Below are 13313 nucleotides of genomic sequence, written 5' to 3' on the forward strand. Positions count from 1 at the left end.
TCAGGTGCCGGCGTAGAAGTAGGACGCGAGCCGAGTCTGGATGTTTTCCGCGATCTCGTTGGCGGCGCGGTCCTCGGCGTCGCGGAAGGCGCGGGCGCGGGCGAAGCGCTGCAACTGGCCGGGGACGTCATAGGACACGCGGGAGAACGTCGTGCCCGTCATGACCGACTTGTTGGTGGCGAGGTCGATGAGATTGTATTGCGCGTCGATGCCGTAGTTTTCGCTCGACGGCAGGGCGGTGGCCGGATCGAGAATCAGCGAAGAGCGGGTGGTGTTGAACCGCAGCACCAGCCGATGGGTCGGCGGCATGCCGGTGGCGTTGCCGTAGAGCTTGAACGCCAGCGCGTTGCGGATCTCGACCTGAATTCGGGCTTCTCGCGAGGCGTTGTTCTTGTCAACCGGCGGGATTTCCACGCCCATCAGCTTTTCGCGCAAGCCGGGCTTGCCGTCGTTACGTTCGGCATACATCGGCTGGAAACAGCCGGCCGTGAGCGCCGCCAGAGCGGCGACGGCGATCAGCCGAAGGGCGATCCGGGTCCTAGCCAACGACATTCACGATCCTCATGGGAACTACGATTACCTTGCGGACGGCCTTGCCGCCGAGGGCGAGTTTTACCGCATCGAGCGCCAAAACGGCAGCCTCAATTTCCGGATTTTGGGCGACCCGTGGCACGGTAACATCACCCCGCTTCTTGCCGTTGACCTGGACCACCAGCGTCACATTGTCTTCAACCAGCAGATCGCGTTCGATTTGGGGCCAGTTGGCCTCCGAAATCAGCCCGGGCTGCCCTAGAACCTGCCAGCACTCCTCGGCCAGATGCGGCATCATCGGCGCGAACAATTGAGCCAGGATGATTGCGGCCTCCCGGACGGACCAGGCCAGATCCGGCGCCGGCTTGCCCTCACGGCCCAGCACCTCGGCCAGCGCATTGGTGAATTCCCGGATATGAGCAAGGCAGACATTGAAATGCAGCCGCTCGATCCCGGACGACACCTTGTCCAGCGCGCCATGGGTTGCCTTGCGCAAGGCAAGCGCATCCGCGCCGAACGAGGCCGGACGGTCGGCAGGGGCCACCTTGGCGATTTCGGCGGATTCATTAACCAGTCGCCACAGCCGCTGCACGAAGCGTGAGGCACCCTGCACGCGCTCGTCGCTCCAAATCACGTCGCGATCCGGGGGAGAGTCCGACAGCATGAACCAGCGGGCGACGTCGGCGCCATAGGTCGCGATGATATCGTCGGGGTCGACCGTGTTCTTCTTCGACTTCGACATCTTTTCGATCGCGCCGATCGCGACCTCTTCGCCGCTGTCGAGCAGCGTGGCCCGGCGGCCATTGCCGCCGGTCTCGACCTTCACCTCGGCCGGCGTCACATAGGAGCCGTCGGCTTTTTGGTAGGTCTCGTGCACCACCATGCCTTGCGTGAACATGCCGGCGAACGGCTCGTCCATGCCGATGTGGCCGGTCGCCTTCATCGCGCGGGTGAAGAAGCGGCTATAGAGTAGATGCAGGATCGCGTGCTCGACGCCGCCGATATACTGGTCAACCGGCATCATCCGGTTGGCGACATTGGGCGTGGTCGGCGCCTTCTCGTTCCAGGGATCGGTGAAGCGCGCAAAATACCAGGACGAATCCACGAAGGTGTCCATGGTGTCGGTTTCACGCTGCGCCTTGCCGCCGCATTTGGGGCAGATGACGTGCTTCCAGGTCGGATGATGGTCGAGCGCATTGCCGGGTTTGTCGAAGGTTGCGTCCTCCGGCAGCGTCACCGGTAGATCGGCGTCGGGCACCGGCACCACGTCGCATTTCGGGCAATGGATCACCGGGATCGGACAGCCCCAGTAGCGCTGGCGTGAAATGCCCCAGTCACGCAGGCGGAAATTCACTTGCCGCTCGCCGACGGCCGCGTTGCCGCGTAGTTCAGCCTCCAGGCGCTTCGCAATCTCTTCCTTGGCCTGCTCAATGGTCATGCCATCGAGAAAGCGGGAATTGATCATGCGGCCGTCGCCGTCATAGGCGGTGTCGGTGATGACGAAACTTTTCGGGTCCTGGCCTTCCGGGCAGACGACCGGCGTATTGCCGAGATTGTACTTGTTGACGAAATCGAGGTCGCGCTGGTCGTGCGCGGGGCAGCCGAAGATGGCGCCGGTGCCGTATTCCATCAGCACGAAGTTCGCGACATAGACCGGCAGCTTCCAATTCGGATCGAACGGGTGGATGGCCTTGATGCCGGTATCAAAGCCCTGCTTCTCGGCGGTGTCGATGATCTCCTGCGCGGTGCCGATCTTTTTAACGTCCGCAATGAACTCGGCGAGCTTTGGATTCTTCGCGGCCGCGGCCTGCGCCAGCGGATGATCCGCCGAGATCGCCATGAATTTTGCGCCGAACAACGTGTCCGGCCGCGTCGTGAAGATCTTTAGTTCAGATTCGCCCGCCGGCGTCGTCGCGGGATCGAGCGCGAAGCGGATCAGCAAGCCCTCGGAGCGGCCGATCCAATTGCGCTGCATCAGCCGGACCTTGTCCGGCCAGCGGTCCAGGCTATCAAGCGCGTCCAGCAGCTCCTGCGAGTACTTCGTGATCTTGAAGACCCACTGGTTCATCTCGCGCTGCTCGACGACGGCGCCGGAGCGCCAGCCGCGGCCGTCGATCACCTGCTCGTTGGCGAGCACGGTCATGTCGACCGGATCCCAGTTGATCTTGCGCTTCTCGCGCTCGGCCAGTCCCGCGCGCAGAAAGTCCAAGAACATCTTCTGCTGATGCTTGTAATAGGCGGGATCGCAGGTCGCGAACTCGCGCGACCAGTCGAGCGACAGCCCGATCGACCGCAACTGCTTCTTCATCGCGGCGATATTGTCGTAGGTCCATGCCTTGGGCGCGACCTTGCGCTCGATCGCGGCATTCTCGGCCGGTAGCCCGAAGGCGTCCCAGCCCATCGGGTGCAGCACGTTGAAACCCTTGGCGCGCATGAAGCGGGCCAGCACGTCACCCAGCGTGTAGTTCCGGACATGCCCGATATGAATGCGCCCGGACGGGTAGGGGAACATCTCGAGCACGTAGTATTTCGGCCGCGGATCGTCGTTTTTCGAGGCGAAGATCGCCTTTTCGTCCCATTGGCGTTGCCAGCGCGGCTCGGAATCACGGGCGTTGTAACGTTCGGAGGTCATGGAATCGCAGGGCTTTTTGTGGATTCGGGTCCCGTCCAGAGGACGGCGGACTAGGCCACAAAAGCGGCTGCGGGGTCAACGGGTTGGGACAGTGGGATGGGGCGTTTTAGCCGATGGCGTGGAGCGTCCGCTCACCCGGCCATCGCGATCCCCGCCTCGTCCACCAACTTTGCAAAGCCGTGCTCGACCACGGTATTTCGCCCGCGGTGTTTGGCGGCGTAAAGGGCGGCATCCGCCGCCTCGATCAACTCGCCCGCCGTTTGAGCGTCGTTCGGAAGCGCCGCGGCGACGCCGACGCTGACAGTGACGGTGCGGTGGCTGGAGGTGATGTGCGGCAGGCCGAGGCCTTGAACGGTGGCGCGCACGGTTTCGCCGATCTCGAGTGCTTTCTGCGGGCTGGTGTTCGGCAGCAGCAGGCAGAACTCCTCGCCGCCATAGCGGCCGGCAAAGCCCAGATTGTCGGCGGCGATGCTGGCCAGCGCTTCGCCGATCCGGGTGAGGCAGGCGTCGCCTTCCGGGTGGCCATAGGTGTCGTTGTAGAGCTTGAAGTGATCGACATCGATCATCAGCAGCGACAGCTCGCGACGATACTGCTGCGCCTTCATCCACTCGAAATCGAGCCGGCTCTGGAAGCCGCGCCGGTTGGCGAGGCCGGAGAGCATGTCGATCGAGGCCATCACGGTGAGCCGGTCGTTGGTGGCAACGAGCTCACGCTCGCGCTGGCTGAGTTGCGCCGCCATCGCGTTGAAGGCGCGGGCCAGCGGCATGAATTCCGACGGCAGGCGGCTGTGCGAGACGCGGGCTGACCAGTCGCCTTCGCCGAATCGCCTGGCCATGCCGGTCATGACTTCGATCGGGTTAATGATGAGCTTTTCCGCGCCGATCAGCGCGCCGAGCAGCACGAACAGGCAGACTAGTCCGAGCTGCAGATAGGCGGTGCGGATATCGCGGTTGATCGCCGCCGTGATTTTGGCCTCGTCGATGCTGACGATCAGGCGGGACTGCGTGCCAGGAATGCGCGCGAAACTGATCGCGCGTTGCGACCCGTCGGCTGCGGTGAAGGAAAGCGAACCCGTCGGGGTGTCGGAAACGAGTGCCTTGTGAGCGATGGCCGTCAGCAGTGGCACGTTGTTGAGTGGCTTGCCAATCATGCTGGCCTCCTCCGCCGGCGCGGCCAGCACGACGCCGGCGCCGTCGACCAGCAGCGCCGAAATGCCCGGCCGTCCGCCGAGCTTGGCCATGATCTTCGACATCCAGTCCAGATTGATGCCGGCGACCACCACGGCGTCTTCTTCCGGATTGATTGCGGCTACCGGATAGGCCGCCATCAGGATCGGTCTGTTGCTTACCCTGGCGAACAGGTAGTCGCTGAAAACGAAGTCGCGGGTTTGCTGCGCCTTCCTGAAATAGTCACGGTCGCCGATGTTGAGGCCCACCAGCATGTTCAGCGTCGAGCACTGTACCACGCCTTCCTTGCTGACGATCATGATGCTGCGGATCCAAGGCAGGTTGGTCGGCAGGCTGGCGCGGAGGATTTCACAACTGCGTCCGATACCGCTGGAGGCGCGGATATAGGCGGCCGATTTCAGCATGGTTTCGACTGACGAGACGACCTCGCGCTGGGTCTCCGCAGTGTGCAGCGTAATGTTGGCGTATTCCTCCGAAGCCATCGCGATCTGCTTGGCGCGCGCGTCTTCGAGCGAACGGACCCGTTCCAGCATCAAGGGCGCCACCAGCATCACGGCGAGCAACGCAAGCCGCGCTCGGATTCCGAGAAGCTTCTTGAGTTTGACGCGATTGCGGTTGAAACTAACGCCAAACATCATGCCCCCTACACGGCACGGTAGTGTGAAGGGTTCAAAAAGGCTTTCTCGAACTTGGTAAAATTCGAGGAAATGCCGTAAACATCCGAACGAAATCAGGACATCACGCGAGAGAGATGGCGACACCGCTAACCAAGTCTTTACCAAATGGCCTGGCTCAGGTGGAGCAAGACATCGCGCGCGCCTGCAAGGAGGCGCGCCGCGAGCGCGCATCGGTCACGCTGATCGCTGTGTCGAAGACATTTGATGCAACGGCGATTGCGCCGGTTATCGATGCCGGGCAGCGCGTGTTCGGCGAAAACCGCGTGCAGGAGGCCAAGGCGAAATGGCCGGCGCTGGTGTCGGCCTATCCCGGAACTGCGTTGCACCTGATCGGGCCGCTGCAATCCAACAAGGCGAAGGAGGCCGTCGCGCTGTTCGATGCCATTCACTCGGTCGACCGTCCCAGCATCTGCGAAGCGCTCGCCAAGGAAATCAGTTCGCAGAACAAGCGTCCGGAATTGTTCGTTCAGATCAACACCGGCGAGGAACCGCAGAAGGCCGGCATCGCGCCCGGCGAGGCAGATGCCTTTATCGCGAGCTGCCGCGACAAATACGGCCTGGTCATTTCCGGTTTGATGTGCATTCCGCCGGTCAACGAGGCGCCGGCGCCGCATTTCGCGTTGACGGCCAAGATCGCCGCGCGCAACGGGCTGAAAAATCTGTCGATGGGCATGAGCGCCGATTTTGCAGTCGCGATTCAGATGGGTGCGACGCATGTGCGCATCGGCTCGGCGATTTTTGGCGCGCGATAAGATTGTCGTCCCTGCGAACGCAGGGACCCATACTCCGCGGCGGCACTGAATGGCACGCGGCCAGAAGTCCTCAGTCAACGAGCATTGGTGGTTATGGGTCCCTGCGTTCGCAGGGACGACATCGATTGTGAGCAACGCTTACTCAAACCCCACCGACACTTTTCCGAGGGCGCCGAAATCGACAGCGCAAAAATCGCCTGACTGAATCGGCAGCGGTGGGTGACAGGTGCCGGTGGTGACGACGCGGCCGGCTTTCAGCGTCACGCCAAGCTGGCGCAGTTCGTTGGCGAGCCAGGTCAGCGCAATGCGCGGATCGCCCAACACGTTCTTGCCGTGGCCAATGAATTTCTCGCCGTGCATCGTGATGACGGGCCGTTGCTCGACGAGATCGCGCGTGCGCCAGTCTGCGCTTGCCGCCGGGCCGAGGACAAACAGATGCGCGCAAGCATTGTCGGCGATGATCTGCGCTGCGCCGGCGGTGACGAAATTCTCAAACCGCGAATCCGGAATTTCGATGGCCGGATGCAGCGTGTCGACCGCATCGAGGACCTGCTGCATTGTATAAGGCGTGGAGCGCGCCGGCAGATCCACGCGCATGCGAAAGGCGAACTCGGGTTCGGCGACGCGCATTTCGTTGCCAGCCATCGAAGCTGTTCCGCCGTCGGGTATGACGGTTTCGGCAAGAATGCGCCCGGCCATCGGGCCGTCGACGTTGATGTGCTTTTGTCCGGCCTCGCTGGTGGCCGCGATCTTCCAGCCGAACAAGCTATCGGACGAGTATTTTTCGATTCCCGCCTGGATCGCGTAGGCCTCAATGCGGTCGCGCGGCCGCAGCGATTCGTCGAGGCCGGAAAATTTGGTGCCGGCGCGCCAATGGTCGTGCAGGATCTTTGACGCGGCCGTTATTGCGTTGCTGTCGAGCATTGTTTTTCGCTTCCCCATCAGCCGATCATGATTTTAGTCTGCGGTCCCATCCGCCGCAGCAGCCGCAGCATGGCGGATTTCGTCATCGAGACGCATCCCGCTGTGGGCGAGAAATTGGTCCGCGCCAGATGCAGGAACACGGCGCTGCCACGGCCAGCAATTCGCGGCGCGCTGTTGTGATCGATTTCGACGATGAAGTCGTAGAGGTGATCCTCGCGCGCCAGCCGGTCACCAGCCTGATCCCGGACCAGACGGATTGGCTGGTTATAACGGCGGTCCTGCGGATCCTCGCACCAGGCATCTTCGGGCCGGATCGGCCGCACCGGCAGATAGGTCCGCGGCCTGGGATGGCGGTCGGCGCGCCACCACAATTGCAGCGGATGATAGATTCCTCGCGGCGTGCCGCCGTCGCCCTCCCGTTTGTTGGCGAGGATGCCGCCGCGGCCAAGAGCCACCGGCACGGTCCAGCCGTCCGCCGTCAGCCAGCCCCGGCAGGGGTCGCCGGCAGCCCTGTGGACCCGGATTGCCGCCAGCGGCCGATCACGCGCATCTGTCTTATAAGTGATTGAAATGGCGTTACTTTCCATGCCAATGCCCGAATCCTGGGGTTGCTTGCCCTGCCTCAACTGCTCTATTTGGCGGCATTACAGGACATTCATCCAAACGCGCCTCAAATTTGGGATAGACTGCGGTTCGGCTTGTGAAATTGTAACAATCTCCTACCTCAATGCGAATCAGTGCCTGATAACCCGGCTTGCTTGTGAAGTTTGCCCGCGAATCAGGTTGTTATCGACCAAGACCCGGCTTGAGACGCTTTCGCTTGTGTCCGCCGCCTGCCTCAAGAGGATCGTATCCTATGCCCAATGCCCGCAAGATCCTGATCGTGGATGACGACACCGATCTGCGCGATACGTTGGTGGAGCAATTGTCGCTGCATGAGGAATTCGAAGCCTCCGCAGTCGATACCGGCGCCAAGGGCGCCAGCGCCGCCAAAGCCAATTCCCCCGATCTGGTGCTGATGGATGTCGGCTTGCCCGATACCGATGGAAGGGAGGTCGTGCGCAGCCTTCGCAAGGGTGGCTTCAAGGCGCCAATCATCATGCTGACGGGCCACGACACCGACTCCGACACCATTTTGGGGCTCGAATCGGGTGCCAACGACTACGTCGCCAAGCCGTTCAGGTTCGCCGTCCTGCTCGCCCGAATCAGGGCGCAGCTCCGCCAGCACGAGGCCAGCGAGGACGCGGTATTCTCCGTCGGCCCTTACAGTTTCCGGCCCGGCTCCAAGATGCTGACCGCCGCCAATGCCCGAAAGGTGCGGCTGACCGAGAAGGAAACCGCGATCCTGCGCTTCCTGTATCGCGCCGGCCAATTGCCGGTGTCGCGCGAGACGCTGCTGCAGGAAGTCTGGGGCTATAATTCGGGCGTCACCACGCACACGCTGGAAACCCACATCTACCGTCTCAGGCAGAAGATCGAGAAAGATGCGGCCAACCCGGAAATCCTGGTGACGGAAGCCGGTGGTTACAAACTGGTGCCGTGATACGATTCGCAGCCACGATTCGTAATTTTCGCGCATCCCGGTCAACGGTCCATGTCGATCGACGATGATGTAGCCCTGCTTGAGCGGGTCCCGACATTACGCCTGTTGGGAACGGCGGCGCTTCGCATGCTGGCGATCGGCTCGGAGCAGCGCGATTTCTCTCCCGGTGATTATCTGTTCAACGCGGGCGACGACGCGGATGCAGGCTACATCGTTCAGCGCGGTTCGTTCCGCGTCGAAGACGGCGGCGCAGAAGTCGTTGCGGGCCCCGGGGCCCTGATCGGCGAATTGGCGCTGATCGTGGCCATGAAACGGCCGTCCAGCGCGGTCGCGCTTGATCATTCCTCGGTCATCCGGGTGTCACGCAGCCTGTTTCAGCGCGTGCTCGAAAGTGACCCCGCCGCGGCGCGCCGCCTGCGCGACGAACTCGCCACCCGCACCAGCCAGCTCGCCAGCGATATCCTGATGGCGGGCGCCAAGCTGAGTATTTGAGCCCCGTCGTCCCGGACAAGCGAGAGCGAGCGCGATCCCGGACCCATACGCCGCGGCTTCTGTTTTGGGCAATTTGGTAGATGGTTTTCGTAACAACGAAGGCTTGTGGTTATAGGCGCTCGCGTTCGCAGGGCGACGAAGAACCTACACCTCCAGCGTCACCGTGACAGGCACGTGGTCCGATGGACGCTCCCAGCCGCGGGCGTCGCGGGTGATCCTGAAATCGCTGACTGCGTCCTTCAGCGCGCGCGAGACCCAGATGTGGTCGAGCCGACGGCCACGGTCGCCCACCGTCCAGTCGGCGGCGCGGTAGCTCCACCACGTATAGACCTTTTCCGAAAGCGGGATCCGCTCGCGCGCGACGTCGAACCATTCGCCATGGGCCTGCGCAGCCAGGAGCTTTTCGCATTCGATCGGCGTGTGCGAGACGACCTTCAGAAGCTGCTTGTGCGACCACACGTCGTTTTCATGTGGTGCAACATTGAGGTCGCCGACCAGGATATGCCGGTCGTCACCACGCGGATGCAGCGGTTCGCAGGCTTTCATCTCGTCGAGAAATTTCAGCTTGTGATCAAACTTCGGATTGAGCGCGGGATCGGGAATGTCGCCGCCGGCCGGAACGTAGAAATTGTGCAGCACCAGTGGCTTTGCAAGCTGGGCCTTCTCGCCGAAAGCCACCGAAATATGCCGCGAGTCGATCTTTTCGCAGAAGGTTCTGATATCGGTGGTGTCGAAGGGCAGTTTCGAGACGATGGCGACGCCGTGATAGCCCTTCTGCCCGTTCAGCGCGACATGCTCATAGCCGAGACGCTTGAACCGCTTCAGCGGAAAAGCGTCGTCGATACATTTGGTTTCCTGCAGGCACAGTACATCCGGTCGCGCCGATTTGAGGAATTTGGCGACGATATCGATGCGCAGGCGCACCGAATTGATATTCCACGTTGTCAGGGAAAAACGCATGGGAGCCGTGTCTTACCACGGTTCCTGACGACGTCGCGCGCTTTGTCCACAGGTGGAAATTCGCAAGGCAAAAGCGCTCCGCGCCGTGCCCACCATGCATTCCAATCTCGGTGAGAATGGTGGGCACGCGGAGCCTGTCATCACTCCGCGAGCGCCCTTGCGCTCGTCGCGCATTCGCGCGACCCGGTGGCTTTGCCCACCCCACGGCTCCGCAGAAGGAAAACGAACGCCGTCGCTCAGTTTGCCGGAGTGAAGTAGTTGGTGAAGTCGATTTTGAACAGGCCGGGGTCGACCTTCTTGGACGAGTCGAGATTGTAAACCGCAACCGTGGTGTCGTAACCCTGCGGGTCGGTCACCGTCCATTGCTTGAGCTGGCCATCCTTCACGCCAACCATCAGCATCAGCCGGCTGGTGCCGATCAGGGCCTGCTTCTCCTCGATGGTAACGCTGATGTAGACGTCATCGGCGGTGACGCTGACGACATTGGTGTCCTTCAACAGATCGATACGGTCCGACAGCAGGAAACGCAGCGGCGTTTGCGACAGAGGATAGATGTCCTGGGTCGCGAGCTTGCGATCGCGCACGGCCAGCGATGAACCGTCGGCGATAATGGCGATCGGACTCGGGTCGTCATATTCGAAACGTACCTTGCCCGGCTTCTGGATGTAGAAATCGCCCTTGGTCCTGCTGCCGTCAGGACCGACTTGCACGAAATTCCCGACCAGCGTCTGCAGCGACGATAGATATGAACTCACCCGCGCAGCCTGCGCCTTCTGGTTGGCATCGAACGTTGCAAAAACATTGGCCGGGACATTGCGGCGCGGATCCGGAAGCACCGGATTCGGCGGCGCCTGGGTGGCGCCGGTGGTCATCGGCGCTTTTTCCTGTGCGCTCATCTGCACGCTGCCGTCGCGGGCCTTGGGCGCGGGCTTCGGAACCGGCACGGTCTGTGAGAGAGCCGATGTCGCGAAGCCGGCGATGGATGTGGCGATCAAAAGGGCCATTCCGGAGCGCAGCCCGCGATGGGTAGGTTGTTGTGTCATCAGATGTTTCGGATCTCTATTCGACGAGGCATCCCGCTGCCGGCCAGTTTATCGCGCTTCGACCAAAGGAGATATCGTTTTTCCGTGAAATCGTTGCGCCGAATCCAGGTTCGGCGCTTTAGAATCCGCCCTCTTCCTCCTCGACCAGGATCTCGCGCTTGCCGGCGTGATTCGCCTGCCCAACGATGCCTTCCTGTTCCATTCGTTCCATCAGCGAAGCGGCGCGGTTGTAGCCGATTTGCAGCCGGCGCTGAATATAGGACGTCGAAGCCTTGCGGTCGCGCTTGACGATCGCAACCGCCTGCGAGAACAGGTCGCCGCCACCGTCGCCGCCCATGCCGGTGGAATCGAATACCGCGCCGTCTTCTTCGCTCGGTTCCTCCGCAGTGACCGCTTCCAGATATTCGGGTGCGCCTTGCGTCTTGAGGTGGCGCACCACCTTCTCGACTTCTTCGTCTGAAGCGAATGGTCCATGCACACGGCTGATGCGACCGCCGCCGGCCATATAGAGCATGTCGCCCTGGCCGAGCAGTTGCTCGGCGCCCATCTCGCCGAGAATGGTGCGGCTGTCGATTTTCGACGTGACCTGGAAGGCGATGCGGGTCGGGAAGTTAGCCTTGATGGTACCGGTGATGACGTCGACCGACGGACGCTGCGTCGCGAGAATGACGTGCAGGCCGGCGGCGCGCGCCATCTGCGCCAGGCGCTGCACCGCGCCTTCGATGTCCTTGCCGGCCACCATCATCAGGTCGGCCATTTCGTCGACGATGATGACGATATAAGGCAGCGGCTCGAGCTCGAGCTTTTTCTTCCTCGTAGATCGCCTTCCCGGTTTCCTTGTCGAAGCCGGTGTGCACCGTGCGCGTCAGCTCCTCGCCCTTGGCCTTGGCTTCGACGAGGCGCTGGTTATAGCCGTCGATGTTGCGCACACCGAGCTTGGCCATCTTCTTGTAGCGCTCCTCCATCTCGCGCACAGCCCATTTCAGCGCCACCACCGCCTTCTTCGGATCGGTCACGACCGGCGTCAGCAAATGCGGGATGCCATCATAGACGGAGAGCTCGAGCATCTTCGGATCGACCATGATCAGGCGGCACTGATCCGGCCTCAGGCGATAGACCAGGCTGAGGATCATGGTGTTGATGGCGACTGATTTGCCGGAGCCGGTGGTGCCCGCGATCAGCATATGCGGTGTACGCGCCAGATCGATGATAATGGATTCGCCGCCGATGTTTTTTCCGAGGCAGAGCGGCAACTTCACCGTCGACTCGTTGCTGTCCTTTGTGGTCAGCAATTCACGCAGGTAAACTTTCTCACGATGTGCATTCGGCAGCTCGATGCCGATGGCATTGCGGCCGGCAACAACGGCGACGCGCGCCGAAAGCGCACTCATCGAGCGGGCGATGTCGTCGGCAAGGCCGATGACGCGCGAGGATTTGATGCCGGGCGCCGGTTCGAGTTCGTACAGCGTCACGACCGGGCCGGGATTGGCCTTGACGATCTCGCCGCGGACGCCGAAATCGCCGAGCACGCCTTCCAGCGCGCGCGAATTGGCCTCCAGTTCAGCCTTGCTGAGCGGCTGCCGGTCCGACGCTTTCGGCGCCGTCAGCATCGAGACCGAAGGGAGTTCGAACTTGTCGGATTTCTTCGCCGCTGCGCGCGGTGCAGGCTTCTTGCGCGGAGCGCGGGCGGCCGGGACTTCCTCGTCCTCCTCTTCCTCTTCTTCCTCGTCCTCGAACTCCCCTTGCTGCGGGGCCAATGCCGGTGCGGCGCGGCCGCCGAGGCTCGGTTCCTGACGTTCGAACGAGGACTTGCGAGGCGGCGGCGAACTCGACACCAGCGATCGGTAGGCCACGCCCATCAGCCACCCGAGCCGAGCCTTTGCGCTCATCAGGGCATGGTACACCCATCCGAGCGACACCGAGCTGCGATCCCCTTCTTCAACGAAGGGTGCATCATCGTCCTCGATCGGCGTCAGCTCTTCCTCTTTCGGGCGCGAGCCCCAGCCGCTGGCAAACAAAAAGGCCGCAGTCATCGCCGCAAACAGGATGATGCCGAGCACGAGACGATAGGTGAAGCCGGCCGGGCCAAACACGACGGCGGGCGCACGCACCAGCGCGTCGCCGACGACGCCGCCAAGCCCGGTCGGCAGTGCCCACGCGCCGCCATGCGGCCAGCAGCTTGCAAAGCCTGCCGCGATCACTGTGGATAGAATCCAGCACCCAAGGCGTAGCGCTTCGCGGTCGAAGGCGCGATGGGTCAGCATGCGCCAACCCCACACCGCGACGGGGAGGATCAGCATGATCGCGCCGAGGCCGAGAATCTGCATCAACAGATCGGCGCCGATTGCGCCGGGGTAGCCGAGAACGTTGCGGATCGGGCGCGACGTCGCGTGGCTCAAGCTTGGGTCCTGCACCGACCACGTCATCAGCGCCGCCGCCGCCACGCCGGACAGCGCGATCAGGCTGAGGCCGGCAAGCTCGCGCAGCCGCCGCGCCAGGGCCTCGCGGATCGAGACCGGCAGATGACCGACCAGGGGAATGACACGTTCGATCGCTGGCATGCTCATTGGG

At 62.4% G+C, this 13313-nt stretch carries 10 protein-coding genes and 1 pseudogene; 3 read left to right on the plus strand and 8 right to left on the minus strand.

Going from position 1 to position 13313, the window contains the following annotated elements:
• The 3 genes from lptE to ACFXS9_RS34415 form a co-directional block, all read right to left on the minus strand.
• Window positions 1-552 (minus strand): LPS assembly lipoprotein LptE, encoded by a 552-nt coding sequence (lptE, locus tag ACFXS9_RS34405; protein ID WP_392697001.1) that lies wholly within the window; start codon window positions 550-552, stop codon window positions 1-3.
• The gene (gene leuS / locus ACFXS9_RS34410) at window positions 539-3163 is read right to left on the minus strand and encodes a leucine--tRNA ligase (RefSeq protein WP_392697004.1); all 2625 of its coding nucleotides are present in this window, start codon (window positions 3161-3163) and stop codon (window positions 539-541) included. Before leuS ends, lptE begins: the two co-directional genes overlap by 14 nt.
• Window positions 3164-3294: 131 nt before the next feature.
• Entirely contained in the window at window positions 3295-4986 is a 1692-nt protein-coding gene (locus ACFXS9_RS34415; RefSeq protein ID WP_392700165.1) for a diguanylate cyclase domain-containing protein, read from the minus strand.
• Window positions 4987-5102: 116 nt separating this feature from the next.
• Here ACFXS9_RS34415 and ACFXS9_RS34420 point away from each other — a divergent pair, with 116 nt between their 5' ends.
• Window positions 5103-5780 (plus strand): YggS family pyridoxal phosphate-dependent enzyme, encoded by a 678-nt coding sequence (locus ACFXS9_RS34420; protein WP_392697007.1) that lies wholly within the window; start codon window positions 5103-5105, stop codon window positions 5778-5780.
• Window positions 5781-5918: 138 nt separating this feature from the next.
• On the opposite strand, the gene ACFXS9_RS34425 is transcribed toward ACFXS9_RS34420, so the two are convergent.
• Complete coding sequence (locus ACFXS9_RS34425; RefSeq protein WP_392697009.1) at window positions 5919-6704, minus strand: 2-keto-4-pentenoate hydratase; 786 nt, start codon at window positions 6702-6704, stop codon at window positions 5919-5921.
• Between the two features lie 17 nt (window positions 6705-6721).
• Window positions 6722-7291: a L,D-transpeptidase gene (locus ACFXS9_RS34430; protein WP_392697011.1), complete on the minus strand. Its 570-nt coding sequence runs from the start codon at window positions 7289-7291 to the stop codon at window positions 6722-6724.
• A 269-nt stretch (window positions 7292-7560) separates the two neighbouring features.
• Between ACFXS9_RS34430 and ACFXS9_RS34435 the strand changes: the two genes are divergently transcribed.
• Together ACFXS9_RS34435 and ACFXS9_RS34440 are read left to right on the plus strand one after the other, a co-directional pair.
• The gene (locus ACFXS9_RS34435) at window positions 7561-8247 is read left to right on the plus strand and encodes a response regulator transcription factor (RefSeq protein ID WP_028348340.1); all 687 of its coding nucleotides are present in this window, start codon (window positions 7561-7563) and stop codon (window positions 8245-8247) included.
• Between the two features lie 51 nt (window positions 8248-8298).
• Complete coding sequence (locus tag ACFXS9_RS34440; RefSeq protein WP_028348341.1) at window positions 8299-8739, plus strand: cyclic nucleotide-binding domain-containing protein; 441 nt, start codon at window positions 8299-8301, stop codon at window positions 8737-8739.
• 144 nt (window positions 8740-8883) lie between these two features.
• Here ACFXS9_RS34440 and ACFXS9_RS34445 read toward each other — a convergent pair whose 3' ends face one another.
• The 3 genes and pseudogenes from ACFXS9_RS34445 to ACFXS9_RS34455 all read right to left on the minus strand — a co-directional run bounded on the left by ACFXS9_RS34445 (window position 8884) and on the right by ACFXS9_RS34455 (window position 13309).
• Window positions 8884-9699 carry an exodeoxyribonuclease III gene (locus tag ACFXS9_RS34445; protein ID WP_028348342.1) on the minus strand — a complete coding sequence of 272 codons (816 nt, stop codon included), beginning with the start codon at window positions 9697-9699 and terminating at the stop codon, window positions 8884-8886.
• Between the two features lie 236 nt (window positions 9700-9935).
• Window positions 9936-10703, minus strand: a complete 768-nt coding sequence (locus ACFXS9_RS34450; RefSeq protein WP_392700167.1) for an outer membrane lipoprotein carrier protein LolA — start codon at window positions 10701-10703, stop codon at window positions 9936-9938.
• 157 nt (window positions 10704-10860) lie between these two features.
• Window positions 10861-13309, minus strand: a pseudogene (locus ACFXS9_RS34455) (DNA translocase FtsK).
• Between the last annotated feature and the right edge of the window lie 4 nt (window positions 13310-13313).

This window comes from Bradyrhizobium sp. RDI18 (assembly GCF_043203335.1).
Lineage (GTDB): Bacteria > Pseudomonadota > Alphaproteobacteria > Rhizobiales > Xanthobacteraceae > Bradyrhizobium > Bradyrhizobium retamae.

Bases quoted from the DNA above. Each gene is read 5' to 3' on its own strand.
- lptE (WP_392697001.1), bottom strand. From the start codon at position 552: ATGTCGTTGGCTAGGACCCGGATCGCCCTTCGGCTGATCGCCGTCGCC.
- leuS (WP_392697004.1), bottom strand. From the start codon at position 3,163: ATGACCTCCGAACGTTACAACGCCCGTGATTCCGAGCCGCGCTGGCAA.
- ACFXS9_RS34415 (WP_392700165.1), bottom strand. From the start codon at position 4,986: ATGTTTGGCGTTAGTTTCAACCGCAATCGCGTCAAACTCAAGAAGCTT.
- ACFXS9_RS34420 (WP_392697007.1), top strand. From the start codon at position 5,103: ATGGCGACACCGCTAACCAAGTCTTTACCAAATGGCCTGGCTCAGGTG.
- ACFXS9_RS34425 (WP_392697009.1), bottom strand. From the start codon at position 6,704: ATGCTCGACAGCAACGCAATAACGGCCGCGTCAAAGATCCTGCACGAC.
- ACFXS9_RS34430 (WP_392697011.1), bottom strand. From the start codon at position 7,291: ATGGAAAGTAACGCCATTTCAATCACTTATAAGACAGATGCGCGTGAT.
- ACFXS9_RS34435 (WP_028348340.1), top strand. From the start codon at position 7,561: ATGCCCAATGCCCGCAAGATCCTGATCGTGGATGACGACACCGATCTG.
- ACFXS9_RS34440 (WP_028348341.1), top strand. From the start codon at position 8,299: ATGTCGATCGACGATGATGTAGCCCTGCTTGAGCGGGTCCCGACATTA.
- ACFXS9_RS34445 (WP_028348342.1), bottom strand. From the start codon at position 9,699: ATGCGTTTTTCCCTGACAACGTGGAATATCAATTCGGTGCGCCTGCGC.
- ACFXS9_RS34450 (WP_392700167.1), bottom strand. From the start codon at position 10,703: ATGGCCCTTTTGATCGCCACATCCATCGCCGGCTTCGCGACATCGGCT.